General features: G+C 60.5%; 27 protein-coding genes. 12 read left to right on the top strand and 15 right to left on the bottom strand.

All coding sequences use genetic code 11. The features are described from left to right. The first annotated feature begins 106 nt into the window (after positions 1 to 106). Genes IIC71_01845 through tcmP form a run of 3 tightly spaced genes read left to right on the top strand, consistent with a single transcriptional unit; the run spans position 107 to position 2,419 of the window. A complete protein-coding gene (locus IIC71_01845; GenBank protein ID MCH7667937.1) occupies positions 107 to 676 on the top strand; it encodes a hypothetical protein in 570 nt (189 codons plus the stop codon). Between the two features lie 54 nt (positions 677 to 730). Continuing rightward, on the top strand, positions 731 to 1,480 hold the full coding sequence (locus IIC71_01850) for a phage Gp37/Gp68 family protein (protein ID MCH7667938.1): 750 nt from the start codon (positions 731 to 733) through the stop codon (positions 1,478 to 1,480). Between the two features lie 3 nt (positions 1,481 to 1,483). Next, positions 1,484 to 2,419 (top strand): three-Cys-motif partner protein TcmP, encoded by a 936-nt coding sequence (gene tcmP, locus IIC71_01855; GenBank protein MCH7667939.1) that lies wholly within the window; start codon positions 1,484 to 1,486, stop codon positions 2,417 to 2,419. Here tcmP and IIC71_01860 read toward each other — a convergent pair whose 3' ends face one another. Beyond that, positions 2,420 to 3,700 (bottom strand): Fic family protein, encoded by a 1,281-nt coding sequence (locus tag IIC71_01860; protein ID MCH7667940.1) that lies wholly within the window; start codon positions 3,698 to 3,700, stop codon positions 2,420 to 2,422. 206 nt (positions 3,701 to 3,906) lie between these two features. Further along, a complete protein-coding gene (gene trxA / locus IIC71_01865; GenBank protein ID MCH7667941.1) occupies positions 3,907 to 4,311 on the bottom strand; it encodes a thioredoxin in 405 nt (134 codons plus the stop codon). 182 nt (positions 4,312 to 4,493) lie between these two features. On the opposite strand from trxA, the gene IIC71_01870 reads away from it, so the two are divergent. The 9 genes from IIC71_01870 to IIC71_01910 all read left to right on the top strand — a co-directional run bounded on the left by IIC71_01870 (position 4,494) and on the right by IIC71_01910 (position 13,236). Further along, positions 4,494 to 5,102 (top strand): ABC transporter ATP-binding protein, encoded by a 609-nt coding sequence (locus IIC71_01870; protein MCH7667942.1) that lies wholly within the window; start codon positions 4,494 to 4,496, stop codon positions 5,100 to 5,102. After that, complete coding sequence (locus IIC71_01875; protein MCH7667943.1) at positions 5,099 to 5,767, top strand: heme exporter protein CcmB; 669 nt, start codon at positions 5,099 to 5,101, stop codon at positions 5,765 to 5,767. The genes IIC71_01870 and IIC71_01875 overlap by 4 nt, the downstream gene beginning before the upstream one ends. Further along, positions 5,764 to 6,504, top strand: a complete 741-nt coding sequence (ccsA, locus tag IIC71_01880) for a cytochrome c biogenesis protein CcsA (protein ID MCH7667944.1) — start codon at positions 5,764 to 5,766, stop codon at positions 6,502 to 6,504. The genes IIC71_01875 and ccsA overlap by 4 nt, the downstream gene beginning before the upstream one ends. Before the next feature lie 106 nt (positions 6,505 to 6,610). Next, positions 6,611 to 7,021, top strand: a complete 411-nt coding sequence (locus IIC71_01885; GenBank protein ID MCH7667945.1) for a cytochrome c maturation protein CcmE — start codon at positions 6,611 to 6,613, stop codon at positions 7,019 to 7,021. Next, the gene (locus tag IIC71_01890; protein ID MCH7667946.1) at positions 7,018 to 9,030 is read left to right on the top strand and encodes a heme lyase CcmF/NrfE family subunit; all 2,013 of its coding nucleotides are present in this window, start codon (positions 7,018 to 7,020) and stop codon (positions 9,028 to 9,030) included. The genes IIC71_01885 and IIC71_01890 overlap by 4 nt, the downstream gene beginning before the upstream one ends. Further along, complete coding sequence (locus tag IIC71_01895; protein ID MCH7667947.1) at positions 9,023 to 10,183, top strand: cytochrome c-type biogenesis protein CcmH; 1,161 nt, start codon at positions 9,023 to 9,025, stop codon at positions 10,181 to 10,183. The genes IIC71_01890 and IIC71_01895 overlap by 8 nt, the downstream gene beginning before the upstream one ends. Next, entirely contained in the window at positions 10,180 to 10,776 is a 597-nt protein-coding gene (locus IIC71_01900; protein ID MCH7667948.1) for a TlpA family protein disulfide reductase, read from the top strand. Before IIC71_01895 ends, IIC71_01900 begins: the two co-directional genes overlap by 4 nt. Before the next feature lie 51 nt (positions 10,777 to 10,827). Beyond that, complete coding sequence (locus tag IIC71_01905; protein MCH7667949.1) at positions 10,828 to 11,385, top strand: hemerythrin domain-containing protein; 558 nt, start codon at positions 10,828 to 10,830, stop codon at positions 11,383 to 11,385. Between the two features lie 159 nt (positions 11,386 to 11,544). Next, on the top strand, positions 11,545 to 13,236 hold the full coding sequence (locus tag IIC71_01910) for an NAD-dependent malic enzyme (protein ID MCH7667950.1): 1,692 nt from the start codon (positions 11,545 to 11,547) through the stop codon (positions 13,234 to 13,236). 95 nt (positions 13,237 to 13,331) lie between these two features. On the opposite strand, the gene IIC71_01915 is transcribed toward IIC71_01910, so the two are convergent. From IIC71_01915 to IIC71_01975, 13 genes are read right to left on the bottom strand one after another with little or no spacing between them, the layout of a single operon-like run. Further along, positions 13,332 to 14,000, bottom strand: a complete 669-nt coding sequence (locus IIC71_01915; protein MCH7667951.1) for a PAS domain S-box protein — start codon at positions 13,998 to 14,000, stop codon at positions 13,332 to 13,334. A 60-nt stretch (positions 14,001 to 14,060) separates the two neighbouring features. Beyond that, positions 14,061 to 14,561 (bottom strand): 3-isopropylmalate dehydratase, encoded by a 501-nt coding sequence (locus tag IIC71_01920; protein ID MCH7667952.1) that lies wholly within the window; start codon positions 14,559 to 14,561, stop codon positions 14,061 to 14,063. Then, the gene (locus tag IIC71_01925) at positions 14,554 to 15,825 is read right to left on the bottom strand and encodes a 3-isopropylmalate dehydratase large subunit (GenBank protein ID MCH7667953.1); all 1,272 of its coding nucleotides are present in this window, start codon (positions 15,823 to 15,825) and stop codon (positions 14,554 to 14,556) included. Before IIC71_01925 ends, IIC71_01920 begins: the two co-directional genes overlap by 8 nt. Before the next feature lie 16 nt (positions 15,826 to 15,841). Continuing rightward, a complete protein-coding gene (locus IIC71_01930) occupies positions 15,842 to 16,588 on the bottom strand; it encodes a glucose 1-dehydrogenase (protein MCH7667954.1) in 747 nt (248 codons plus the stop codon). A gap of 22 nt (positions 16,589 to 16,610) precedes the next feature. After that, on the bottom strand, positions 16,611 to 17,543 hold the full coding sequence (locus IIC71_01935) for an enoyl-CoA hydratase/isomerase family protein (protein MCH7667955.1): 933 nt from the start codon (positions 17,541 to 17,543) through the stop codon (positions 16,611 to 16,613). Beyond that, positions 17,533 to 18,768, bottom strand: a complete 1,236-nt coding sequence (locus tag IIC71_01940; GenBank protein MCH7667956.1) for a CoA transferase — start codon at positions 18,766 to 18,768, stop codon at positions 17,533 to 17,535. Before IIC71_01940 ends, IIC71_01935 begins: the two co-directional genes overlap by 11 nt. Continuing rightward, positions 18,765 to 19,379 (bottom strand): TetR family transcriptional regulator, encoded by a 615-nt coding sequence (locus IIC71_01945; protein ID MCH7667957.1) that lies wholly within the window; start codon positions 19,377 to 19,379, stop codon positions 18,765 to 18,767. The genes IIC71_01940 and IIC71_01945 overlap by 4 nt, the downstream gene beginning before the upstream one ends. Beyond that, entirely contained in the window at positions 19,376 to 19,912 is a 537-nt protein-coding gene (locus tag IIC71_01950) for a 2-oxoacid:acceptor oxidoreductase family protein (GenBank protein ID MCH7667958.1), read from the bottom strand. Before IIC71_01950 ends, IIC71_01945 begins: the two co-directional genes overlap by 4 nt. A 1-nt stretch (position 19,913) precedes the next feature. After that, on the bottom strand, positions 19,914 to 20,726 hold the full coding sequence (locus IIC71_01955) for a 2-oxoacid:ferredoxin oxidoreductase subunit beta (GenBank protein MCH7667959.1): 813 nt from the start codon (positions 20,724 to 20,726) through the stop codon (positions 19,914 to 19,916). Next, positions 20,713 to 21,858 (bottom strand): 2-oxoacid:acceptor oxidoreductase subunit alpha, encoded by a 1,146-nt coding sequence (locus IIC71_01960; GenBank protein MCH7667960.1) that lies wholly within the window; start codon positions 21,856 to 21,858, stop codon positions 20,713 to 20,715. Before IIC71_01960 ends, IIC71_01955 begins: the two co-directional genes overlap by 14 nt. Continuing rightward, entirely contained in the window at positions 21,855 to 22,733 is an 879-nt protein-coding gene (locus IIC71_01965; GenBank protein MCH7667961.1) for a 2-oxoacid:acceptor oxidoreductase family protein, read from the bottom strand. Before IIC71_01965 ends, IIC71_01960 begins: the two co-directional genes overlap by 4 nt. After that, positions 22,726 to 24,540: an indolepyruvate ferredoxin oxidoreductase subunit alpha gene (iorA, locus tag IIC71_01970; GenBank protein MCH7667962.1), complete on the bottom strand. Its 1,815-nt coding sequence runs from the start codon at positions 24,538 to 24,540 to the stop codon at positions 22,726 to 22,728. Before iorA ends, IIC71_01965 begins: the two co-directional genes overlap by 8 nt. After that, positions 24,537 to 25,811 carry a 2-isopropylmalate synthase gene (locus IIC71_01975; protein ID MCH7667963.1) on the bottom strand — a complete coding sequence of 425 codons (1,275 nt, stop codon included), beginning with the start codon at positions 25,809 to 25,811 and terminating at the stop codon, positions 24,537 to 24,539. Before IIC71_01975 ends, iorA begins: the two co-directional genes overlap by 4 nt. Positions 25,812 to 25,986 lie beyond the last annotated feature (175 nt).

Genomic DNA, 25,986 nt, shown 5'->3' on the forward strand with positions numbered 1-25,986 from the left:
TGTGTACGACAGTGCCATGTTCTCCAACAAAGCCGGCGCCATCTTTGAACACGTCTTCAACGCCTACCAAGGCAACGGCAGAAGCATCTACGAGGAGGCGGCATAGATGGACAAGTATGTCGAAGCGATGGAACGGAAGTTCGATATCGCCGAGTATCACCTTGCGGTTCTCAGGGAGCTGCTTCCTTTCTCAGAACCTGATGGGAGCGATCTTCCACCGATGGCCCTGCAGGCTCATTTCGAGGCGTGTGGGCGGGCGATCGTCGCGATGCTTGATCAGCTTGTTTCGGGGATCGCATCTGTGGCACCGGAGATGCCGAAGGTCCATGGTGCATCGCCGAAAAGCGTGATTAACAAGTTGAGTCGGTCGGGGCATCCCAAGGCTTCGGAGCTCAAGAAACTCATCAAGGACCTCGACGACGATTGTCGTATCAACGACCTGCGGGACATTCGCAACCGGTCCACCCATCGATTCGATGAGAAGGAGTACCTACATCGCATCGGTTGGGTCGTCAAGGCGGCCGAGTATGTGCCCAGAGGGGTTCCTCCGTATGAGGGATCCCGGCAGTTGAGCGAGTATCTTCAAGCGATGATCGAGTATGCGCGGGGAGTGTTGGACGCAGCTCAAAAGGTGGAGAAGCTGGCAAAAACTCTCGCCAAAGATTCCAAACAGTAGATCCTGTCATACCTTGCCAGTACGGTCGGGCTTGTAGAACGTTAGGTGGACGAGATGGCTGACCACAGCGGTATCGAATGGACTGAATCAACCTGGAATCCGACGACCGGCTGTGATCGCGTTTCTCCAGGCTGTGACAATTGTTACGCCTTGACTCTTGCGAAGCGCCTAAAGGCGATGGGTTCCGAGAAGTATCAACTTGATGGAGACCCGAGAACGTCCGGGCCAGGCTTCAAGCTGACGATCCACCCACAAGTGCTTGATCTGCCCAGGTCATGGCGGCGGCCGCGTGTTGTGTTTGTCGATTCAATGAGCGATTTGTTCCACCCGGATGTTCCCTTGGGATTCATCCAAGATGTGTTCGAAGTGATGGCCGACACGCCGCAGCACACCTATCAAATCTTGACGAAGCGCTCGAAGCGACTCCGAGAGATGTCGGCCGACATCGATTGGCCAGCCAACGTGTGGATGGGCGTCAGCGTTGAAAATGCCCGGTACACGTTCAGAATTGACCATCTCCGCGATGTTCCCGCAGCCGTTCGGTTTCTTAGCCTGGAACCACTGCTCGGCCCACTTCCCGGCCTTGATCTTGCCGGCATCCATTGGGTGATTCTCGGCGGCGAGAGCGGTCCTGGGGCCCGGCCGATGGACCTCGATTGGGTGAACGACATACGCGACCAGTGTGCGGATGCCAGAGTTCCATTCTTCTTCAAGCAATGGGGAGGCAGGACTCCAAAGGCCGGAGGGAGAGATCTCGACGGTCGGACCTACAACGACATGCCCATCTTGGTTCGGATGGGGTAGGACATGGCTCGCCAGTGGGGATTCTGGACCAAGGGAAAACTTGATATTCTTCGGGACTATCTCGATGCGTTCACAACCGCATCAAAGAGTTCTCGTGAGATTCTCTACTTCGACCTCTTCGCGGGTGAACCGGGAAACGTGGATCGGATCACACAAGAGCCCATCGAGAGCTCACCGTGGGTCGCTCTCGGTACCAAGTCGGCACCGTTCACGCGGTTGAGATTCTTCGAACTTAGCCACGCCAAGGCGCTCGAGGACGCGCTCCACGACGACTTCCCACGGCGAGACCTGAAGGTGTATGCGGGAGACTGCAACGAGACCATCCACGCAGCGCTCGATGAGCTGGCTCCGTGGAACTGGGCTCCGGCGTTCGCTTTCATCGACCCGAACGGTCCCGACGTCGCTTGGGCCACTCTCGAAGCCCTTGCGTCGTTCAAAGCAGGCCGCAAGTACAAGGTCGAACTTTGGATGCTGCTTCCGGTACCGATGTTCGTTCGTCTCCTCCGTGTCGATGGAGCGGAAGTCCGCCCGCAGGACGAAGGGCGAATTACTGAGATGTACGGGACTGACCGATGGAGAACAATCTATGAAGCCCGCGTCGATGGTGAACTGGAGCCGGCAGCGGCTACGGACGAGTATGTGAACCTCATGCGCTGGAGGTTGGAGAATGTCCTTGGATACAAACGTGTGCACACGTTTGAGGTGCGAAACGAACAAGGTCATCCGATCTATTTCTTGCTCTTTGCGACCGACCATGAAGTTGGAGACCGGATCATGTCCCACCTGTACCAACGGGCCATCGTCGACTTTCCCAAGATGCGCGAGGATGCGATCAATGAGCGGAGAGGGGCGCAGCGGCTCTTTGACGTCGCCGACTACACCGAACGGGACACGAAGTACGAATACGAGGCACCTTGGTCGCCATACGGCTCATCGTGATCACGCATCGCCGGGCGGTTGTGGCACTGGGCGGACGGGGGCTGTGGTCGCGGTGTTGCCTGTTGGGCTGGCGAGGGCGCGCTCGAATGATGTGAACAGATCGAGGACGGCCGGTGCTTCGAAGATGCGATACCGTTGCTTGCCGACGTTGCGCTGCGTCAGTATCTTCGCTTCGACGAGGCGGTTGATGGCTGCCCCGGCGGCGACAGGGGTCCGGTGGATGAGCCCGCTGGCGGAATCTACGGTCAGGAGGGGGACCCCCGGAAGAACCTCAATGAGCAAGTCCAATGCGGAACCGTTGCGAACCGTGCCGAGGTTCGACCGCCATTGATGGACGAGCTCGTCGATTCTCGTGGCGTAGATCTGGGCGTCGCTGCATGCCCGGAGGGTGGCGCCAGCGAAGGTCCGTAACCATGTGTGGGCAGCCACGGACCGCTCGGGGCTGTCTGCGGGACCCAGGTGCCGGAACGCGGTTAATCCAGATATGTAGTCGCCGGTCCAAGTGGCGAGTACGAGGCTGATGGGGGGCACGAACACCGGTGACAGCCCGCGCCGGCGGAAGATGACGTGGATCAGGGCCCGCCCGGCGCGGCCATTCCCGTCGGCGAAGGGATGGATCGTCTCAAACTGGGCGTGAGCGATCGCCGCTTGCACAAGCGGTGAGTGCTCGTCGCCGTTGGTGTAGTCGATCAGGTCTTCGAGGCACTCCTCAACGTGGTCCGGTGGGGGCGGGACGAACACTGCGCTGCATGGGTTGTAGGAACTGCCGCCTATCCAGTTCTGCTGCTCGCGAATAACTCCTCCGAGGTCTGGTGTCCGCGAGCGTTCCATCAGGACCTGGTGGATGTCTTGCAGATCGGCCAAAGAGATGCGCTCTACTTGGACGCCCAGCTTGATAGCGGATTCCATAGCTGCGATGTTGCCGAGGACTTCGACGGCGATGCGATCGGCGCTTTCGCCACCTTGGGCGAGGGCAGCCTCCGCCTCGACAAGCCGACGAGGTCCGGCGTCGAGTCCTTCGATCTTTGAGGATGCAACCGATTCAGCTCGGAGGAGGAATCGAGCGAGACCCTCGAGGCTGACGTGGCTCGTCCCGGCCGCGTTGAGGTCCCTGACAGCAGTTTCGGCGTCGGCGATATCGGCCGCGAGGTCGCTAGGAAGGGTAAGGTTCCATCCCTTGAGGGGATCGGGCAAGTACGCGTCGTAGCTGCAACCTCGTCGGTCGCGGCGAGTCATTCCCTCAAATCGAGGCTCCCACCGCCTCCGCTGGTACTCCGCCACTCCTTATCTCCGATCGCTTTAAGCAAAGGTTGTCCACTAACCTTAGCTTAGAGTGCAGCTAACAAAGGATTTGGAACAGTGACGCCGTAGCACCCCTGTCTCCCTCTCTGTGGACTCCCGATTTGGGTGTGGGCGCGCTGAGAGCCGCTGGGGTGCAGCGGCTCTCAGGGTTTGTTGGATCGATTGTTGTAGGAGGAACGGTCCTTTTACTCAGCGGAGGTTGTGGCTGGTTCGCTGTGATCGTGGGTGTGGTCGTGCTCTTGCTCGACTTCGGCCTTGACGGCGTCCATGTCTAGGGCCAGCGTCTGATCGACTAGGTCGGTCAGCGACGACTCGGGGAGGGCACCTGGCTGGCTGAAGATGCCGATCTGGTCACGGAACACCATCAGTGTTGGGATCGAACGGATATTGAACTGTCCGGCCAGCTCCTGCTCGGCCTCGGTATCAACCTTGGCGAACACCGCGTTGGGATAATGCTCGGAGACCTTCTCATACGTTGGCCCGAACGTCCGACACGGACCGCACCATTCGGCCCAGAAGTCGACCAGGACGATGTCGTTGTCCGCAATCGTCTGTTCAAAGTTTTCTTTTGTGAGATTGATGGTTGCCATGGGCAACACCTCTTTCGTAGTCCGTCGCTTCAACGCCAAGAAATGGTCGCGCATTCCCAGAGAGGGGCTCTCGCTGCGGGGCGATTGTCGTTCACGCAAGGGCACCTCGTACAATTCACCCTCTTATGTCGGCTCCGCTGGTTTCCCTTCAAGACGTTGCGTTTAGTGCAGGAAGATCGTTGATTCTACGGTCCGTGAATCTAACGATTGACGCGGGCGAAGCCGTCGGACTGTTCGGTGCCAACGGTGCCGGAAAAACCACCCTCCTGCGGCTCGTCGCACTCGTCGCAAAACCGACCGGAGGGACCGCAACGGTGCTGGGATCAGCGAAAGGCACCGACCTCGCCCCGGTACGGCGGCGCATCGGCATGATTGGCCACGTCCCGGCGCTGTACCCAACACTGACGCTTGAAGAGAACCTGTCATTCCTTGTTTCCATGCGCGGCGACCCGGTCGACAAGGTCGCAGACGTCCTCGCCGAAGTCGGCTTGGGCGACGTGGCGGGTCGCCAGGCTCGCCACTGTTCACACGGTATGCAACGGCGAGCCGAAATCGCGTTCCAGCTTGTTGCCCGCCCCGACCTTCTACTCCTCGACGAACCCCACGCCGCGCTCGACGCCCACGCCGCAGAACTCGTTGAGTACCTCGCCTCCTCCGTGCTCGAACGCGGCGGCGCAACCGTCGTCGTGTCGCACGACCGCACCCGGGTCTCCAAAATGACCCATCGCAACGTTGAACTCGTCGCCGGGGAACTCGTTGACGGAAAACTTGTCGATGGGGACAGCTCGTGACTGACTTCTACCGACAGGCACGGACCGTGGTCATACGTGACCTGCGCCGGGAACGGCGCACCGCCGAGGTGCTCGGAGTGACAATTCCCTTTGGCGCCATCTCGATCATCCTGATCGGCTTTCTGCTCAGCGCCGACTCACAAGTCCTCGACAAGGCCGCACCTGCTGTGCTGTGGGGCATCGTGTTTCTCTTCGGGACGCTCGTCGCGGTGCGCCGTACGGCAGCCGAGACCCCTGCCCAGCGCGACATGCTCGCCCTCACCGGCGCCGACCCGGCCGCAATGTGGGTCGGCCAAGCCGTGGCGTCCGCCCTGTTCATGATCTTGTTCGAAGTCGTCGTCGGGCTTGTCGGCTTCTTCTTCCTTGGCATATCGGTGCCGATCTGGTGGCCGATCCCCATCGTGATTGTCTTGGTCGGCATCGGTCTAGCCGCCCTCGGAACGCTCGCCGGTTGGATTGCACACGACCTCGAAACAGGCACGGCGCTCGTCCCGCTCATCGTGGCACCGCTCTCAATTCCGCTGCTACTTGGTGCTTCGAAGACGCTGGATGAGTTGATCACACAACGCGGTATCCTTCGCTGGATCGTCCTCATGTTGGTGGTCGATCTCGTCGTGATCATCATCGGCGTCCTCGCCGCACGGCCGCTCCAGGAGAACCCGTGACCGAGTCCAGAACCAGAGTGAGAGTGTTCCGCACCGTCGACATTGTTGCGGTCGTGCTACTCACCATCGGGATAGTCCTGTCGTTCACTTCGCCGGCGGACCGCATCCAGGGTGACCTGACACGCATGCTCTATGTGCACGTCCCTTCAGTTGTTGCGGCATATGTGGCGTTCGCCCTCACAGCGATCGGTTCGCTGCTCTTCATCGTGACACGCCGTCTCGTCTTCGACCGGCTCGCAGCAGCGTCTGCGGAGGTTGGTGTGATGCTCTTCGGTGTCGTCATCATCGTCGGGATGATCTGGGGGCAGACCACCTGGGGCTACTTCTGGGTGTGGGACGCACGGCTCACCATGTCGGCCGTCATGTTCTTTGTGTACCTGGGGTATCTGGCGCTACGCAGAGCTATCCCCGACGTCGAGACACGGGCGAACCGTTCCGCAGTGCTCGGTGTCGTTGCGCTAGCCATGATCCCCATCAACCATTTTTCGGTCGTGTGGTGGAACTCGCTCCACCAGGGCACCACCATCCTCAGCCCGGCCGCACCCAAGATCGAGGGACAGATGGCCGTTGCATTGCTAACAGTCATGCTCGCGATGCAGTTCGTCCTGTTTGCGCTGGTTCGCAGACGGATGGAAATCGTGCTTCTTGAGGACGGTGCGTTCGAGCTCGCAAGAGGCGCCGACGCCTCCGTTGCAGGCGACGCCGTGCAGATGCCCCAGATGGGAGCTGCCACGTGAGCCAGCTCGGTTACGCCATCGTTGCGTCGGTCATCGGGTACGGGATAATCGGCGGCTACTTCGTGTGGATACAACGACGAGTCAGAACTCTGCGATCTGACAAGAAATGAAACGCTACGTTCGCTTCCTGATCCCCGCCGTGGCCATCCTCGGTGTTCTCGTGGCAGTTCTGTTCACCCTTTCAGACAGCCTCGTGTATTTCTACACACCGACCGACATCGTCTCGGGCGACATCACGCAGCAGCGGTTCCGCATCGGTGGCGAGGTGCTCGAAGGCAGCGTGACCACGACCGAGCTTGGTGTGGAGTTCACCGTCACCGACGGGCGAGAATCGATCGGTGTTGTGCACAGCGGTGCGCCGCAGCAACTTTTTCAGGAGGGGATCGGTGTCGTGCTCGAAGGCTCATGGGATGGTGCGGTGTTCCGCTCAGACACCATGTTGGTGAAGCACGACGAGACGTACGTTGCGGACGACGGCGAGGTATTCGACTACTCAACCGATGAGGGCGAGCGGTGATAGCGCTCGCCGGTTATATCTCGCTGCTCACCGCGTTGGTCGGTGCAGGCTGGCTCACGGTTGCCGGGTTACGGCGGGTGACGACAGGCGAGGGCGCAAAAGAGGCTCTCCGGTTGCCGGTTCGGTTGCTTGTCGGCGGTGGACTTGCCGCGATGGGTTTCCTCGAACTTGGCATCGTGACCCACGACTATTCAATTGAATACATCGCGTCGAACAGCGCAACCGAGACACCGTTCATCTTCCTCCTCGCCAGCGGCTGGGCTGCGCTTGAGGGCAGCGTCTTGCTCTGGGGACTGCTCGTTGCCGTGTTTGCGTGGCTGGTATATCGCTCGCTTGGCGCCAACGACGGCCTCGGAGCAGGAGCCTTGGGGATCATCGGGGCGGTTGCGGTGTTCTGGTTCGCAACGATGATCACTGTTGCGAACCCGTTCAGGGTGTGTACCGCAGCAGCCGAGATAGGTTGCCAGGCGAGTTCGTGGTTCCCCCTCGCGGCGTCGGTGAGCCCGGTGAACGGCGTCGGGCCAAACGCACTACTCCAAAATCACATCCTCATGGCGATCCACCCGCCAATGCTCTATGTCGGGTTTGTTGGTATGACCGCCCCCTTTGCGTTCGCGATCTCAGCGCTGATCCGCGGTGAGAGCGGCAACGGATGGCTCGAACGCACTCGGCGCTGGACGATCCTTGCGTGGGTGTTTCTCACCATCGGGCTGATGCTCGGCGGTTGGTGGTCGTACGAAGTGCTCGGTTGGGGCGGCTACTGGGCATGGGACCCAGTGGAAAACAGCACGCTGATTCCGTGGCTTGCCGCAACCGCGTTCATCCACTCGTCCGTCATCCAACGAAAGCGCGGCATGCTGCAAGCGTGGAACATTGTGCTGGTCATCTCAACGTTCTCACTGACAATCCTGGCAACTTTTCTCACTCGCTCTGGTGTTGTGTTCTCGGTGCATGCGTTCAGTCAATCTGGGATCGGCCCCGCAATCCTGATCTTCCTCGCGTTCGTGGTGATTGGGTCGTTTGCCCTTTTCGCGTTCAGGGCACACCTCGTCGCGCAGGCGCCGCGTGTCGAATCGCTTGTCAGCAGAGAAGGAGTGTTCCTGCTCAACAACCTGCTGCTCGCCGTGTGGGGCCTCGCGGTCTTACTCGGCACACTTGCGCCCACAATATTCGAAGTGCTCAACGGCAACCGTGTCACCGTCGGCCGACCGTTCTACGACAGGATCACCCTCCCGATCGCGCTCGTTCTACTTCTCGCCGTCGGCATCGGACCAATCATGCCGTACCGGATTGCCGACCCACGGGTCGTATGGCGACGGCTGCGGACGCCGGTGACCGCTGCTCTAGTAATCGGCGCGGTAGTGGTCATGATCGGGGTGAGGTCGGTGCCGACGATCATGGTGATCGTCCTCGGTGCCTTCATCCCGGCGGTGATCGTCCGGCTGATGTGGACCAGGATGAACCAGGTAGCCAAAACCGGGATCAGCGTTGGTGCCGCGTTCGTGCGCATCGTGAAGAACGAACCAGGGTTCTGGGGCGGTCAACTGTCACACCTAGGTGTTGCGGTCCTGGCCATCGGGATAGCTACAACTACCGGTCTCGCTTCGCAGACGACTATCCAGTTGAGTGTCGGCGAGTCGGTCCCGGTTGCCGGTTACTGCATTTCGTATGACGGACCGTTCGAGCGACAGGAACCCAACCGTGTGGTGCGGGGACTCGACCTCACCGTGCTAGACGCATCGTGCTCAAGGACCCTGACCACGCTTTCACCGAGTACCAACGCGTACAAAAACTCATCAACACCGATCGGCACCCCAGCCGTATACACCACCCTATTTGAGGATGTCTATATCCGAATAGCGGCCGGCAGCGCGGCCAACCCGGTCATCGACGTGTTCATCTTTCCCATGATGTGGATGGTGTGGTTGGGTGGCGCAGTGACGGGTCTTGGCGGCGCGGTGTCTGTGATCGGACGCCGGGCGCAGCGGAAAGCCATGGTCGATGCGTGAACTCGGACGGGTACTGCGGATTGCGGTACCGATCGCTGCAGTGCTCATCATGGTGCTCGCCTTGCGGCCGGCGGCTTCGGTTGTGTCCGCGCAAGATCGGGTTGACGCTCTCAGCAAGACACTTGTTTGCCCCGTCTGCAACGGGTTAAGTCTCGATCAGTCACCGAGCAAAGTGGCGCTCGACGGTGTCGCATTTGTGACTGAAAAGATTGACGAAGGCTGGTCAGATGACGACATTTACGAGTACTGGGCCGGCGTGTATGGGAACTCCGCAATCCTCGACCCCGGACGCAGCGGCCTCGGACCGGTGCTGTGGGGCGTGCCGTTCGCACTTGTGCTGCTCGGTGGGTATGTGATCCTCACGCGGCGCCGCACTGACGCACCCCTCGTCACTGACGTATCAGTCGTGGGACAGCGAATGGACCAGGTAGCTAGCGATATTGAGGATCTCGATCGCCAGGTCGCCGACGGTGAACTTGATCCGGAGACTGCACAAGAACTGCACGACGTCTACACGGCAGAACTCGCAGAACTATCTGGAAACGTCTCCGACGTGCCGGTGAAGACGGGCGTTGAGACAAAAATCAAGGTCGGTGCCGCGGTGATCGGCGCGGTGTCGGCCGTGATCGGCATCGTTGCGATCGTCGGGCTCAACAACCCACAGTCCAACGCGACCGAGGGTGTCATCAACGACGTGCTGAATGGTCGGCAGGTAGATCTTGCGGACGTGACCAACGAGGAGATGGAGGTCGTTGTCGCCAACAACCCCGACATCTTGCCAATGCGTCGCGCACTGGCGCGTCGCTACTTTGAGGACGGCGAATTCTCGAAGGCGCTGCAACATTTCATCTACATCCTGGACCGAGAAAAGGACCCAGAGTCGCTCGCCACTGTCGGCTGGATGACATACCTCTCCGACAATGCCGAGACCGCCGCCAGCCTCCTCGACGAGGCGCTTGTTGTCGACCCCAACTATGTCACCGCCCAGGTGTGGCTTGCGCTGGTACGGCTCGAAGGCCTCAACGACCCGGCGGGCGCCGTGCCACTGCTTGAACGGGCCCTCTTGTCTACCGAACTCCCGCCAGACACGGTTTCGGTCATTGAAGAGGCGCTCGCCGTGGCCCGTGAGCGAGCGGAGAGTGGCGCGGGATGACCGAGTCAAAACCCATCAGGCTGGGCCGAATCCTTGCATTCCTGATCTTCGGAGCGGTAGTGGTGTTCGCGATGTTTGCTAGCCGATTCGGCGAAGACATGAGCATCACAGCATCGCCGCTCATCGGGAAGAACGTCTCAGACACGTCGCTGCCGTATCTCGAGCGCAGCGGTGAACTCTCCCTCGCCGATCTCAGGGGCGACATCATTGTGCTCAACTTCTGGGCGTCATGGTGCCCGCCGTGCCGCCTCGAACAACCCGAGTTGGTGAGGGCAGCGGATGACCTTGCCGAGCTTGGTGTCACGTTCGTCGGTGCGCTCTTCAACGACGACGCCGACTCTGGCTCAAGGTTTCTCGACAAATACGGGCGGAGCGAGCGAGCTCACTATCTGTTGGACGGCCAGTCTCGTCTGGGGTTCGACTTCGGTGTGACCGGGTTGCCGGAGACGTTTTTTATTGATCGAAAAGGTGTGATCCGGGCGAAGATCAGTGGTGGTGTTAGCTACGACCTTATTGTCGCCACCGTCGATCAGATGATTCTCGGGAAAACTCCGGAGTCGGTGAAGACCGGTGAACTTCAGAACAGGCCATAGCTACGTCGACCGAGTTGCGCGCAGGTGCGAAGGTTGTGTACTTTGATGCGTATGGCAGACAACCCCATCCCGACCGCAACATCGGTCCTGCGCGAAGAACACCGACTCATTCTCAAGGTAGCGGGGGCCCTCGATCTGATGCTTAGCGCCCACCATCACGGTCAATCGCTCGACTACGACCGCGTCGCCAAGTGCATAATGTTTTTTCGATTGTTTGCTGACGCTTGCCATCATGGCAAAGAGGAGGACTTGTTGTTTCCCGAGTTGGTTGCAAAGGGAATGTCGAAGGACGCGGGTCCGATTGCAGTCATGCTCGATGAGCACGAGCAAGGAAGGGCGTTCGTTGGAATCATGAGGGCCACTTTCGACAAGGCCCGGGAGGGCAACGAACAGGCCGGCGCCGAACTTGTTTTCGCCGCCGAGGGTTTCATCGAGCTGATCGTTGCCCACATCGGCAAGGAGGACAACGTCCTGTTCGGCATGTCTGACGGAATGATCGTCGGCAATGACTGCCGGGACCTCTGCGCAGGCTACGACGAGGTGTGCGGGCGAAGTTTCGAGGGTCAGTCAAAGGAAGATCTTGAACGCCTTGCAGGAGAGATTGTCTAGAGAGCTCCCTGCGAGTTCGTCTCTGCGTCGGGGACCAAAACTCAACCTTCGGGTGCGTCGTAGCGAGCGAAAAACGCCGGCGAATTAGCAAGTGATCGCCGGAGCCGTACTATCGGGCCATGGAAGCTCTCACTCCACCTTCGTACGGCAGTTGATGTCATGAGGTTTCGGTTGCTTACGGACGACTCGGACGGCCAGCCCTACCTGTCTGTCGACGTTACCGGCAAGGCGATCCTGCAGGATGCGTTCTTGAACAAGGGTGACGCTTTCGCTCGCGACGAACGCGAGGCCCTCGGACTTATCGGGTTCTTACCAGATCACGTGTCGACCATCGATGAACAGCTCGACAGAGTCCGATACCAGTACGGTCTGAAGACGACCGAGATTGGCAAGAACGTCTTTCTCAACGAGCTCATGGACCGCAACGAAACGCTGTTCTACCGGTTTGTACTCGACGACCTCACCGGTGTTGTGCCGGTGATCTACACCCCGACGATCGCCGCAGTCTGCTCGCATTGGAGCCGCAACTTCAGGGGCGCCCACGGGCTGTACATCACACCGCGGGACCGAGGGCGGATCGCTGAAGTCCTCCGTGGCCATCCCGCGATGTGCCCCCCGGTGATTGTCGTGACCGACAACGAACGCATCCTCGGCATAGGAGATCAGGGTGCAGGCGGCATGGGGATTCCAATCGGGAAGCTCGCTCTCTACACGGTGGCTGCCGGTATCCACCCCGAGCGCTGTATCCCGATCTCGATTGATGTCGGCACAAACAACTCAGAACTGCTCGCCGACCCGCTCTACCTCGGCTACAAAGAGCCACGGCTGCGTGGCGCCGAGTATGAGAACCTCATCGACGAGTTTGTTGATGCGGTCATTGAGGTGTACCCCGGGGCATTGCTCCAGTGGGAGGACTTCGCCAACCTCACAAGCTTCAGGAACCTGGAGACGCACAGAGAGCGGATCGCATCCTTCAACGACGACATCCAGGGAACCGCTGCAATGGTGGTTGCGGGCATCATCTCGGCGAGTTCGACACCGCTTCATGACCACCGCATCGTTATCTCAGGGGCGGGATCGGCCGGGTACGGGATTGCCCACCAGATCGCATTCGCAATGGTTGATGACGGGATCGACGCAGCCGATGCTTGGCGACGGATCTTTGTCCTCGACTCGCGGGGTCTGCTGATTTCGGGCGACCGGTCTCTCAAAGGCATCAAAGCAAACCTCGCGGCCGACCCCGCCAACGTCGCCGACTGGGTCACAACCGACGATCCGCCTTCGCTTCTCGACGTCGTCACCAACGTGCGGCCCACCGTTCTCATCGGTGTCAGCGGCCAGCCCGGTCTGTTCACCAAGGACGTGATACAGGAGATGGTATCCAGATGTGAACAGCCGATCATCATGCCCCTATCGAACCCGACGAGCTACGCGGAGGTCACACCGTCGAACGCAATCATGTGGACCGACGGCCGGGCCGTCGTCGCCACAGGTAGCCCGTTTGCCGCGGTAGAGCACAATGGTGTGCTGCACACCATTGGGCAGGCCAACAACGTGTTCATCTTCCCCGGAATGGGGCTGGGGACTATGTCAGTCGGAGCGAGAGAGGTCACCGATGGCATGTTCCTCGCGGCCGCAAAGGCCCTTGCGAGGGTAACCCCGGCGGAGTTGGTCGCCGCCGGGCAGCTCTATCCCAACATCGAACACGTGCGGTCGGTGTCGCGTGCCGTCGCAATCGCGGTGGCGACGCAGGCGATCATCGAGGGTGTTGCCGACCCCGTCGATGACATCGAAACACGAGTCGACGCCGACATGTGGTACCCCGAGTACCTCCCGACGCGGCCCGCCTAGCGGCGCCCAGAGGACGCCGGGAACAGTGATCCGGTAGCGTCGGGCTTGACGAATCTGTCGGCGGGTCGAACTGCGGGGTGCGGTGGTTCGATCAGTCAACTGCGGCGCAGGGCGAGAGCCACAGCTTCGACGCGGCTGTGGACCTCAAGCTTGGCGAGGATGTGCTGGATGTGGTTACGGACGGTTGCGTGCGATAGAAACAGGCGTTCTGCTATCGCCGATCCGTCGAGGCCTTCGCTAAGAAGTCCCAGAACCTCTCGCTCCCGGGGTGTGAGTACATCGAGTCGGCTGTTACCCCACGTTTCGGCGGGACTCCAGCCGTTCAGTCGCTCTACCACGAGACGCTCCAACTCGGGGGGGAGCTCGACCTCTCTGATCAGATGAACGAGGCGGCACTGATCGCGCAACTCGATGGGTGGGACGATCGTCGTTGCATTTAGCCACAATGTCTTGCCCGCTGCGGAAAGGCCGAGAACTTGCATGCTTTCGACTACTTCGTCTGGGTCGCCGCGAGTGCTAGCAGGGCAGTTTTGGTCGCATATCGTCCCCCCGCAACGGTCCCGCCAGCATAGAATCTCGTGGCAGCGTCGGCCCAGCGCATCGGCTGACGTGTACCCCAGAAGATCGGTGGCCGCGTCGTTCCACGCGATGATGCGCATGTCTCCATTTATGGCAATCATGGCGTCGCCGGTCCTGCCGAGAACGTCGAGCATCTTGGCGAGACGTTCGTCGACGGCGGAGTCGATTGCTGTAGGACTGGTCATAAGCTTGCTCGACGATACGGAGAACTGCTGGTGCTCGTCAAGTGAAAATGCCCTGACGTATCAGTCAACGACTTGACCCCTCAACACTTCAAGTATCCCTCCAGCGGTAAGAATCTCACGCATTTCATCCGGCAGTGAGTCGCCGAGCAGCTCAGATCCGCGAACCGTGTTGAGCACCGTACCCGATTCGAGATCGATCGAGATGTGGTCCCCACCGGCGAAACCGGCGTGGACCCCGGGACAGACAACGACGGGGAGGCCCACGGCGATGGCGTTGCGCATGAAGATACGAGCGAATGACTCGGCAACGACACATGCAACCCCGAGTTCTTTCAAGTTCTCAGCCGCGGTCTCTCGGCTTGAGCCGCACCCGAAGTTTTGGCCTGCAACGATGACATCACCCGGAGCGACTTTTGACGCAAAGGTCGGATCGACCGACTCAAGGACATGCAGCTTGCGTATTTCCACGGGGTCGATCGCGTATGCGCCGGGAGACAGCACGTCGGTGCTGATATCGTGGTCGAATTTCCACACTCTGCCGGCGAGGATGTGGTCAGGCATTCGTGACCTCCATGTTTCTCGGATCGGCGAGGTGGCCGGCGAGGGCCGAGGCCGCGACGGTTGCCGGTGACCCGAGATAGATCTCGGCGTCTGCGCTTCCCATCCTTCCAATAAAGTTGCGGTTGTGCGTACCGATGCACCGTTCGCCCGGGCCGAGGAGTCCTCCGTGACCTCCGAAACATGGACCGCAGCCGGGAGGGAGAACAGATGCCCCGGCGTCGACGAGTGTCGCGAGGACCCCGGACTCCATGGCCTCCTGAAGAATCTGCCGCGAAGCCGGGACCACAAGCAGCCGAACCCCGGCGGCGATGTGCTGCCCGGCGAGAACGTCGGCAGCCGCTTGCAGGTCTTCGATGCGGCCGTTCGTGCATGATCCGATGAACGCCTGGTTGATGACAATTCCCTCGACATCTTCAATCGACCTCACTCGATCCACTTCGTGTGGCATCGCAACTTGCGGCGGAAGGTCGGAGAGCAAGATTTCGTGAACTGCCTCGTAGTGTGCATCCGGCTCCGGTCCGTAGGGTTCGGTACCGGCTCCGCCGCGGTCCCTGAGATACGAGTCGGTGATCTCATCCGCAGCGAAAAGGCCGAACTTGGCACCCATCTCGACCGCCATGTTTGCTACGGTGAGACGGCTTGACATGTCAGCGTTGGTCGCGGCTGGGCCACCGAACTCGATGGCCCGATACCGTGCGGCGTCGGCGCCGAAGCGTCCAGCGAGGTGCAGAATTACGTCCTTCCATGACACACTTCGCTGGAGATTGCCAGTCAACTCGAAACGAATCGTCTCAGGAACTCGGAACCAGAGCCGACCTGTAGCAAGTGCATAGACCATGTCTGACGTGCCTATCCCTGTGCCTCCGGCGCCAAGGGCGCCATAGGTTGTGGTGTGAGAGTCAGTCCCGACGATCAGCATGCCAGGCCGGACGTGGCCCTGTTCGGGAAGCAGTTGATGGCAGATCCCCTCGCCAGCGTCGTAGAAAGCGTTGATGCCGAGGTGGGAGACATGGCTCCTGATCGACTGGTGGACTGCCGCGGCCGCAGCGGAAGGAGCAGGGACGAGGTGATCGATTACGACCACGGTCTTGTCTGGGTCGAACACCCGATCGAACCCCACGTCTGCCAACGTGTCGAAGACCTGCGCGGCAAATATGTCGTGGAGCAAGGCGAGGTCGATATCGGCGACAACGAACTCCCCGGCCGTTACTTCCTTCCTCCCGGCCGCGGCGGCCAGGATTCGCTCGGCATGTGTCATACCCACGGCGTGTGTGCCTTCATCAAACTGCTCCCAAACTACGGCCGCCGCAGACGTACAGCGTCTGGCCGGTGACGTACGACGACTCGTCGGCGGCAAGGAACAGCGCCGCGTTGCCGATATCCCGGGGAGTGCCGATACGTTGGATCGGGATTGTCTTGATGAGCCGCTCCTGGACCTCGTCCTTCAGCCTTCTAAAGAGCGGGGTATCGACGAGTGCCGGAGCGATGCAGTTCGCAGTAATTCCGTAACGTGCCATTTCGAGAGCCAACGTTCGTGTCAGGCTGATCACTGCGCCCTTCGAGGCTGCATAGTTAGCCTGGCCCACCCCGCCGAGCCACGCGCGCGACGAGATGTTGATAATCCGACCGTAGTTCTGGTCCATCATGTGGGGCACGACGGCTCGACACATAAGGAACTGTGACTTCAGGTTCACCGTGAGGACACTGTCCCAGTCTTCTTCGCTCATCTTGGCAAGCCAGCCATCTCTAGAGATGCCGACGTTGTTCACGAGAATATCGATTCTGCCGTACGTAGCCAGGGCCGCAGCGACGAGACTCTCGGCTCCTTCGGCGATTGACACGTTCGCCGCGTGACCCATCGCCTCGTAACCGAGGGCCTCGAAATCTGTGACCACCTCAGCAACCCTATCCGGGACGAGATCGTTCAATACGACCCGCGCCCCGGCGGCGGCCAACACCCTGGCGATGCCCTCTCCGATGCCTTGGCCTGAGCCGGTGACAATGGCGACTCTGTCTTTAACGTTCACGTTGGGTACCTCAGCGGTCGTTCTAGCGGCCCTTGAATTCGGGTGGACGTTTCTCGATGAAAGCTTGGATGCCCTCGGTACGGTCGTCACTGGCGCGCAACACGGCGTGACTTGTTGATTCGAGTTCCAAGCCGGTCTCGAGGTCGGTCTCAGTGGCTCGGTTGACCAATGCCTTAACCCGATCGTGCGACAGTGGGGCACGGCTGGCGATACGTCTAGCCAACTTCATCGTTTCTTCCATGAGGTCGTCGTCTGGTACGACGCGGTTGACAAGACCCATTCTCAAGGCATGTTCCGCGCTGACGTGATCAGCCGTAAACATAAGTTCCTTGGTGAAGCCGGGTCCGATCAGTCGGGTAGCTCGCTGCGTTCCCCCGGCTCCAGGCAGACTCCCGACCCTCGCTTCAGGGAATCCCAGTCTGGCCCCCTGTGTCACGATTCGGAGGTCTCCGGCGAGAGCCAGTTCGAGTCCACCTCCAAGGGCGTAACCGCGGATCGCAATGATGACCGGTATGTGCAGATTCTCGAGGCGTCCAAATATGCTGCGCACAAGGAGACCGAGTGGGTCGTGGATCAGCCCGGGTTCGAAGCTCTTGCCACGACTCTTCAGGTCGGCGCCCACACAGAATGCTTTTTCGCCGGCGCCGGTCACGACGAGGACCCGGGTGTCATCGTCGGCTTCGATCTTGTCGAGTATGTCACCGATCTTTTGCAGCATTGCGACGGTCATTGCGTTGAGAGCCTCTGGCCGGTTGAGGGTCAGGACTCCGATTGCGCCGTCTCTTTCGTACAGCACAGGCTGTTCTTCGGGACCCAGCACAGGCTGTTCTTCGGGACCCAGCACAGGCTGTTCTTCGGGACCCAGCACAGGCTGTTCTTCGGGACCCAGCACAGGCTGTTCTTCGGGACCCAGCACAGGCTGTTCTTCGGGTCCGTCCGCGGATTCATCTGTCACTACTGTCTCCTGTCTGCAGTTGCCGTCCGTCCGGGCCGGCAACGACGCCGCTTTGCATCAGCGCCCCTATCTCGTCTTCGTCAAACCCGTTCTCGCCAAGGACTTCCGCCGAGTGCTCACCGGCAATTGGCGGTGGTGGTCCAGTGACATCGCCGGCCGTGTCGGACATACGGCTCGGGAGTACAGGTCCCGTGAACTCACCGAAACTAGGGTGGTGGACAGTCACCAGCGCATCTCCCTTAGCGACATGCTCCTCGGCAATGAGATCCTCGTAGCTGAGGATTGGGCCGCAGAGGACATCGACTTTGTCGAATGCGTCGATCCATTCCGCTGTCGTCTTGGTCCGAAAAATGGGTTCCAGGGTTGCGCGTAACGCAGTCCTCTCACGGACGCGCTTTTCGTTGGTGTTGAACCGAGGGTCGATTGCAAGCTCGGGGTGCCCCATAGCCGCGCAGAGCGCTGACCATCGTTTGATCGAATATGCAGCCACCATCACATAGCCGTCCTGGGTAGGAAACGCTTCGTTGGGCGCTGCGTAGGGTGCGGCGCTGCCCAGGCGTTGCGGCGATTCTCCGCTCGCCAGGAACATAGACAGCGGCACAACCTGAAACGCCAGAAGGGAATCAAGGAGTGACACGTCAAGGCGCTGTCCGCGGCCGGTCCGCTCCCTCACGTAGAGAGCCGCAAGAATGGCCTGCGAGGTGTACACACCGCCGGCCATGTCGGCAGCGGGCACTCCGACCTTGACGGGTGGTCCGTCAGCGGTGCCGGTGACACTCATGATTCCGCTCATGGCCTGGGCGATGCCATCGACCCCGGGACGGTCCCGCCATGGCCCGCTTTGTCCGAATGCGGAAATCGCTGCGTAGATCAGCCGCGGGTTACGAGCCCTCATCGCCCCATACCCAATCCCGAGCCGGTCGGCGACACCGGGCCGGAAGCTCTCAAGCGCGACATCACAACGGTCAGCGAGCCGCAGAACCACTTCGGATCCGCCGGGCTTCTTGAGATCGATGACCACGCTGCGTTTATTTCGGTTCATACCGAGGAACGCCGCAGCAACACCGGCGACAAACGGTGGACCCAGCCTGCGGCCCCACTCTCCGCCGGGTGGCTCTACCTTGATAACATTGGCGTCCATGTCTCCGAGGTGCATGGCGCAGGTCGGCCCGGCCGCGCCTTGGGAAAGGTCGAGGACGGTGATGCCCTCAAGGGCGCCGCTCATCGCACGTATCCTCTGGTCGATGCGGCCACGTCACGCGATGACGTGGCGCCATGCACTGCAAGGTGGGCGAATTGAGATGCGATCTGTTGCGGACTCTCGTGACCGTCGGGTCGGTACCAGCGCACCACCGAGTTGCACATACCCAAGATGGCCTTGACCGCAATGCCCGCATCCTGGTCGGCGAACTCACCCGACTCGATGCCGGCAGTGAATATACGCCGAAATATCTGTTCGTATCTATCCCGGTTTGTAATGTGTAGCGCCAAGAAATCGGGCGACAGGTAACGGCCTTCCTCGATGAAACACGCAATGGCATCCCGGTCGCGTATCGCCTCAATCGTGTGGAGGACCACCGCCCTTGCTAGGCGCTCTGTCACCGGGATGTCCATGTCGGCGACCTTTTGGACCAGCGGGGTAACGCGACTGACCGTGCGTTCGATGATCTCTGAGAGCAACGCCTGTTTGGATGCGAAGTGGTGGTAGAGGCTCGACTTCGTAATTCCGACCGCGATGGATAGCTCGGCCATGCTGGTTCCGTTGAAGCCTTGCTGACTGAAGAGGGACGCGGCCTCTGAACAGATGCGATCCCGTGTCGTGACTGTTTTCGTCATGGTGCGTCGCTTTTGACCAAGCGCATTCCTGCGCTCAGAGCGTCCAGGTTCATCCGCGTGTGTTGGGTAGGGACCCTGGCCGCAACTGCGCGCCTGAGCGCGTCGGCATCTACGCATCCCGTTTGCGCTTGGATCACCCCGAGCGCTACCACCCCGGTCACGAGTTGACCGCCGCAAACGGCGCGTGCGGTGTCTACGACGGGAAATCGGGTGACTACACGGTCGAGAGACTCGGAGGCGCAGCGGCTATCGATCATGAGGCGGCTATTCGGCCCCAACTCGGGTTCATAGCTCGCCAACGCGTCCAAGCTCAGAACGAACAACAGATCGATATTGTCGGCAAGAGGAAAGCCGATCTTCTCGGTCGAGATCACAATGTCGGACCTGCTTGCACCGCCGCGCGACTGCGGGCCGTACACCTGGCTGTGTGTTGCCTCGTTCCCCGACAGAATCGCCGCCTCTGCAAGGATGCGCCCTGCCGTGACGACTCCCTGACCACCTGTCCCTGCAATTCGAATCTCGTTGCGACTCATGTCACTGGTCTCCTCTGACGCCCGCATACACTGGACGTACTTCGCGGTAGAGGACGCCCGTTGTTAGTCCCGCAGGCGGGCTGGAAGATGGAGTATGTTTCACGAATTGCTTGGTGGCGAGTGGAATCGTGACACCTTCGTCGCGGCCGGCCATCCATGACAGCATCGCGGCGCCACCACCGATCTTGTTGTACCGGCCAAAATATTCCGGGCAGTCGCTGATGATTTCAATGAACGAAAAACCCGGATGGGTGATCGCATCCACCATCACTTTTGTCATCTCAAGAGGTGTCGCGGCGAGGACCCGAGCCACATAAGATGCTCCCGCCCCGATTAGAAGCTTGCATGCGTCGAAGTCGGGTTCGGTGTTTCCCTGCGGAGCGGTAGACGCCACGGCGCCCTCGGGTGTTGTCGGGGCCACCTGGCCGCCTGTCATGCCGTAAATCGAGTTGTTGAGCATGAGGACGGTCATGTCGATGTTTCTTCGAGCCGCATGAATGAGGTGGTTGCCACCTATCGCGAGCCCGTCGCCGTCGCCGGTCACAACAATGACGTTCAGCTCGGGGCGAGCGAGCTTGAGACCCGTGGCAAATGCCGGGGCCCTGCCGTGGGTTCCGTGCAACGTGCAGAAGTCCACATAGCCAATGAGGCGGCTGCTGCACCCGATCCCGGCGACCATTGCCACCTTGTTTCGGTCTAGTTGCAACTGGTCAACTGCTTCCAGGAAGGATCTGAGCACGATGCCGTGGGCGCACCCGGGGCACAGCACGTGAGGCATCGCCCATTCGCGAAGATAGGTCTTAACGTCGGTCATGAGGCCCTTCCTTGCGTGATGTCAGGATGTCGAGGAGGACGGTCGGTGTGATCGGTTTGCCATCGACGCGGAGGTAGCGCACGATCTCGGTCTGCCCCGCGGCCACCCGTTCGACCTCGCCAACGAGTTGGCCGAGGTTCATCTCGGCGACAATCAATGTGTCAACCTGTTGTGCCGCCGAAGCGACCTGTGCATCGGGAAACGGCCAGATGGTGATCGGTCGGACGAGACCGGCCTTGATACCGGCCGATCGTGCCTGTTCAACCGCTTCGTAGGCCGAACGGCCGACGATCCCGTAAGCGAAGATCGCAATCTCGGCGTCATCCATCATGAAGGTTTCAACATCAGTGATCTCGTCAAGGTGCGTTTCGATCTTGCTGTGAAGGCGCGTGATAAGTGCCTCCGCGACTTTGGAATCCGTCGTCGGAAATCCTCGATCGTCGTGGGTTAGCCCCGTGACGTGGAATCGGTATCCGTCGCCAAACCCGGACATCGGCGGAACCCCGTTCGGTGCGGTGCTCTTGGGCCAGAAATCGGAGAGGCCCTCGGGTGGGGCGCTCCGGTTGACAATGTCAACGGTGTTGGGCAGGACAATGCTCTCTCTGGTGTGTCCGATGATCTCGTCGTAGAGGACTATCACCGGCGTGCGGAACCTCTCCGAGAGGTTGAACGCCCGTACCGTGGCGTCGAAAACCTCTCCCACGGATGCCGGGGCGAGAACGATCGCGGGATGGTCGCCGTGCGTGCCCCAGCGAGTCTGCATGACATCACCCTGGGACGGCGACGTTGGTGACCCGGTACTTGGACCGCCGCGCATGACGTTCACGATCACACAGGGGACCTCGGTCATCGTGGCGAAACCGATGTGTTCCTGCATGAGCGAAAACCCGGGTCCGCTCGTGGCGGTCATCGCCTTGGACCCCGCAAGAGACGCGCCGATGACCGAAGCGAGCGATGCGATTTCGTCTTCCATCTGTATGAACACGCCGCCGGTCTTCGGGAGAAGCCGGACCATGTGCTCAGCGATTTCCGACGATGGTGTGATCGGGTACCCGCCGTAGAAACTGCAACCCGCAGCCAGTGCCCCCTTCACACAGGCCTCGTTGCCCTGAATGAGTTGCGCGGTGCTCATTGATTGCCCTCCACTGCATGAGAAGACGCAGGGGCGATTGCGGGTTCTAACGGGGGGCGAATAGTGATGGCAAAGTCTGGGCAGAGGATCTCGCACAACCGACAACCCGTGCACGCATCGGTATTCACAACCATAAGCTTCCCGTCGATGTCGACAGCCAAACAGTATTCTGGGCAGAACCGGGAGCAAATATCACAGCCCTTGCACCAGTCGTGCCGGATATCGATCTGATGCGGTCCGGCGAACCCCACGGGATCGGCTACCTGGTGGGGGATCGGTGCATCCGACACCGTGCGTCCCTCCCGGAAGGCCGCAAGGTTCACTTCCACCGTGCCTCGCGGAACCAGACGTTCGATGGCTGCTTCCCAGTGGGCGTCGTCGACGTCGAGGAAGGCAGCTACTGCCCCGAGGATCACACTGTTTGCCGCTCGGGCGTTCCCAAGTTCGAATGCTGTTGCAGATGCGTCGATTAGGCGGGCTTTCAGACGACGAGTGGTGAAAAGTCCGGCGTCGATGCTTGGGTAACGTGTCGACCACGAACGCCGATCGCTGCAGGCGCCGGGAGGGACGATGGTGCGGATGTCGGCAATGACTACTCCACCGTCTCGAACGTACTGGACCCAGCGGATCGCCTCTGCCCACTCGAACGCGGCCAGAACCTCGGCAGTCCCCTCAGGAACGAGAGGGCTGTCGACATTCGACCCCCACCGAATGTGGCTGAACACCGATCCACCCCGCTGGGCCATCCCGTGTACTTCGCTCTGCTTGACGTCGTAACCCGACCGGACCAGGGCGTCCGCGACGATCATGCTGGCCAGGATCACACCCTGCCCGCCGACCCCCGCAAGCAGTAGGCCCCGCGATCCTTCAGACATTGGCGGCCACCTTTCGGTTGGGCATCGGCACAATCGCAAACGGTGGGCACATTTGTGCGCAGAGAGTGCAGCCGGTGCAGGTGTCGGTGTCGATGTACACCTTGCGTCTCCCCTCAAACGTCTCGTGCGACCACAGGATCGACGGACATCCGATGGTCATGCAGGCTTGGCATGCCGTGCATGCGTCAGCGAGCACTTCATACGGCAGGTCCCTGATCTTCGTCGGCGCTTCCACACAGGGTCGGTTAGTGATGACGACCGACGGGCCGACGTGGGCTACTGCTCCTTCAATGGCGGCGTATGTCGCGGCGAGGTCATAGGGATCGATAACTCTGACATCGCGAACACCCAGGGCCTTGCACAAGGCGACAAGGTCCACCGGGGTTGTGTCGGAGCCTTGGAGTGTTACCCCTGTGCCCGGATGCTCCTGACCGCCCGTCATGGCGGTGGTTCCGTTGTCGAGGATGAGGACGGTGATATTGGCCTGGCAGTACACGGCATCAGTAAGACCGGCGATGCCGCTATGCAGGAACGTTGAGTCACCGATGGTGGCAACCACCGGTCCCTCGGCGCCACCTGACGCTGCGAGGCCGATTGCCATCCCGATGCTGCTCCCCATCGATACGCAGGTGTCCATTGCCGACAGCGGTTGCAGGGCGGCCAGCGTGTAACAGCCGATGTCCCCGGCAACGATGGCTCCAATCCGCTTGAGGACGAGAAAGGGCGGTGTGTGGGGGCACCCGGGGCACAGGAGTGGCGGCCTCACGACGGTCGTCGGTGCGGCTTCGATGGAGATGTGTGCGGGCAGGATCCCTGCGGCTGCGAATCCACGGCGGACGTTATCTGGATTCAGCTCGCCGATCTGTGGAAAGAAGGCTTTACCTTCAACCTTGACCCCGGCGGCGAGAAGATCATTCTCCACAAGGGGGTCGAGCTCTTCGACTACGAAAAGCCGGTCGACCGTCCTGGCGAATTCCCTGATCCGCTCGATGGGAAGGGGGTAGCTGATGCCAAGCTTGAGGACGCGCGCTGTGGGGAGCACCTCGCGAACATAGTGGTGGGAGATTCCAGATGTGATGACACCGAAACTGCTGTCACCCTCGAACTCAACCGTAAGTGGACTTGAGTCGGCGTATGCACCGAGGCGACGAAGGCGATCGAGAAAAATGGGACGACGCGCGCGAGCGTATCCGGGGATCATCACATACTTTTCCGGGTTACGTCTAAAACCCGTCACCGGTCTCTCAATTCGTGGACCCAGCCTGACGATGCCGCGGTTATGCGATACCCGGGTCGTGGTGCGAATAAGAACCGGCGTGTCAAACTCCTCGGAGATGTCGAAGGCGAGCACCGAGAATTCCTTGGCCTCGGCGCTGTCGCTGGGTTCGAGGAGCGGTACCCCGGCCATCCGCGCATACGCACGGCTGTCCTGTTCGTTCTGCGAGCTATGCATACCCGGGTCGTCCGCGCTCACAATGACCAGGCCCGCCTCGACACCGGTGTATGCCATCGTCATAAATGTATCTGCGGCGACGTTAAGACCCACATGCTTCATCGTGACGAGTACCCTGACACCGCCGAGGGATGCACCGAGGGCGACGTCAAGCGCCACTTTTTCGTTCGGTGACCAGCGGACATCAATGTCTGTGCGGTCCGAAATGGACTCCAAGATTTCGGTGCTCGGTGTTCCCGGGTAACCGACAGCTACCAATGCGCCTGCTTCAACTGCGCCACGGGCCACCGCTTCGTTACCCGACAGCAGCACATCAGTCCCGACGTCTGGATGTGGTGCTGTGTCGACGGTCATAGGGCGTCAGCTGTAGCGAGGGCCGCGAGGATCTCATCCTCGCAAAGGACGTGGTCAGACTTCTTGGCCGCGGCCAAAATGAGGTCTATCGCCTCGTCGCTATTCTCCCTGCCATGTCGGGTCAGCCAGGCTGTTGCGTTCGCCTTTCCACTCATCGGCCCGACGGTTATCTTCTGCTCGCGTCCGAGTTCGTCCGCTGGAACGCTGCTGTAGATGCGGTTCGCCAGCCAAGTATCACCGGTGCGTAGGGCTTTGAGAACTGCGGCAGCGTGGACGCCGGTACTTGTCTCGAACGCATCCTTGCCAACGGCAGGACAGTTATTGGGCACAGGCGTATCGGTTGCCTTTGAGACTGCTTCACAGTATGCGGGCAGTCCATGCAGATCCACGTCGAGCCAACCCAGAAGCTTGAAGTTGACGAGGAGCATTTCCATCGGTGTGTTCCCGACACGCTCACCTATGCCGAGTCCGCAGCCGTGGACGCGGTCCGCCCCGGCAGAGGCAGCTGCGATTGAATTAATCACGCTTAGGTTGCGGTCCCGGTGGCCGTGCCAGTCGATCTTCACGTCTTCACCGGTCTGGGCGACGATCTCCCGTGCAAATCCCACAAGCGCGCGTGCTCCCCAGGGAGTGGCATGTCCAACCGTGTCCGAGAGGCAGATGCGACGCGCCCCAGCTTCGATGGCAGCTGTGTAGACAGACCTGAGGACCTCCGGTCGGGCCCTCGTTGAGTCTTCGGTAACAAACATGACCTCGAGTCCCTCCTTGCGGGCCAGGGTCACGGCATTGACCGCAGTGCGAACGAGGAAGTCCTCGTCCCAACCCTCGACGAACTGCCGAATTGGACTCGAGCCGAGAAACAACGATGCCTCGATCGCGACACCGGAGCGTTGCTGCGCCTCGGCGATAGGGAGGATGTCTGCTGGGTGGGTACGTCCGGCGCAGTTCGGCTCGATGCTGAACCCCTCGCGCTGAATTTCTTCGGCGAGGGCCACTACGTGGTCGAGCACGATGGGATCGGCCCCCGGAAAACCGATGTCGGCGGCGTGGATTCCCAGTGCGGCCATTCGGTGCAGGATGTCGAGTTTCTCGTCGATGGTGGGTTGACGGACGGAAGGACTTTGTAGACCGTCGCGCAATGTCTCGTCATCGATCTCTACTTTGTCGGGGCGAGGGACGTGCGCTCCGCCGACGGCATTCCAGTCGTAGAGCAGTTCTCGTCCTGCTGTGACTTCGTGCTCCGTGTCGTCGCTGCGGTCTGCTTGTGCCACGCCGAAACTCCTTGCTCAGACTCAGCCGTCCGGCCGGTCGGTTGGCTCGCCACCAGAGTCCCAGTGAAGGACCGGTCTGACAATCGGGCGCCTGTGTCATTTGTATGATGCGAATACATCACTGTGGTGCTTGGCGTGTTGGCGCGAGCCCGGCCCTGTTGGGCCGTTGATCGCC

It is taken from the genome of Acidobacteriota bacterium (assembly GCA_022562055.1).
In the GTDB taxonomy this organism is placed as follows: Bacteria; Actinomycetota; Acidimicrobiia; order Spongiisociales; family UBA5794; genus BMS3BBIN02.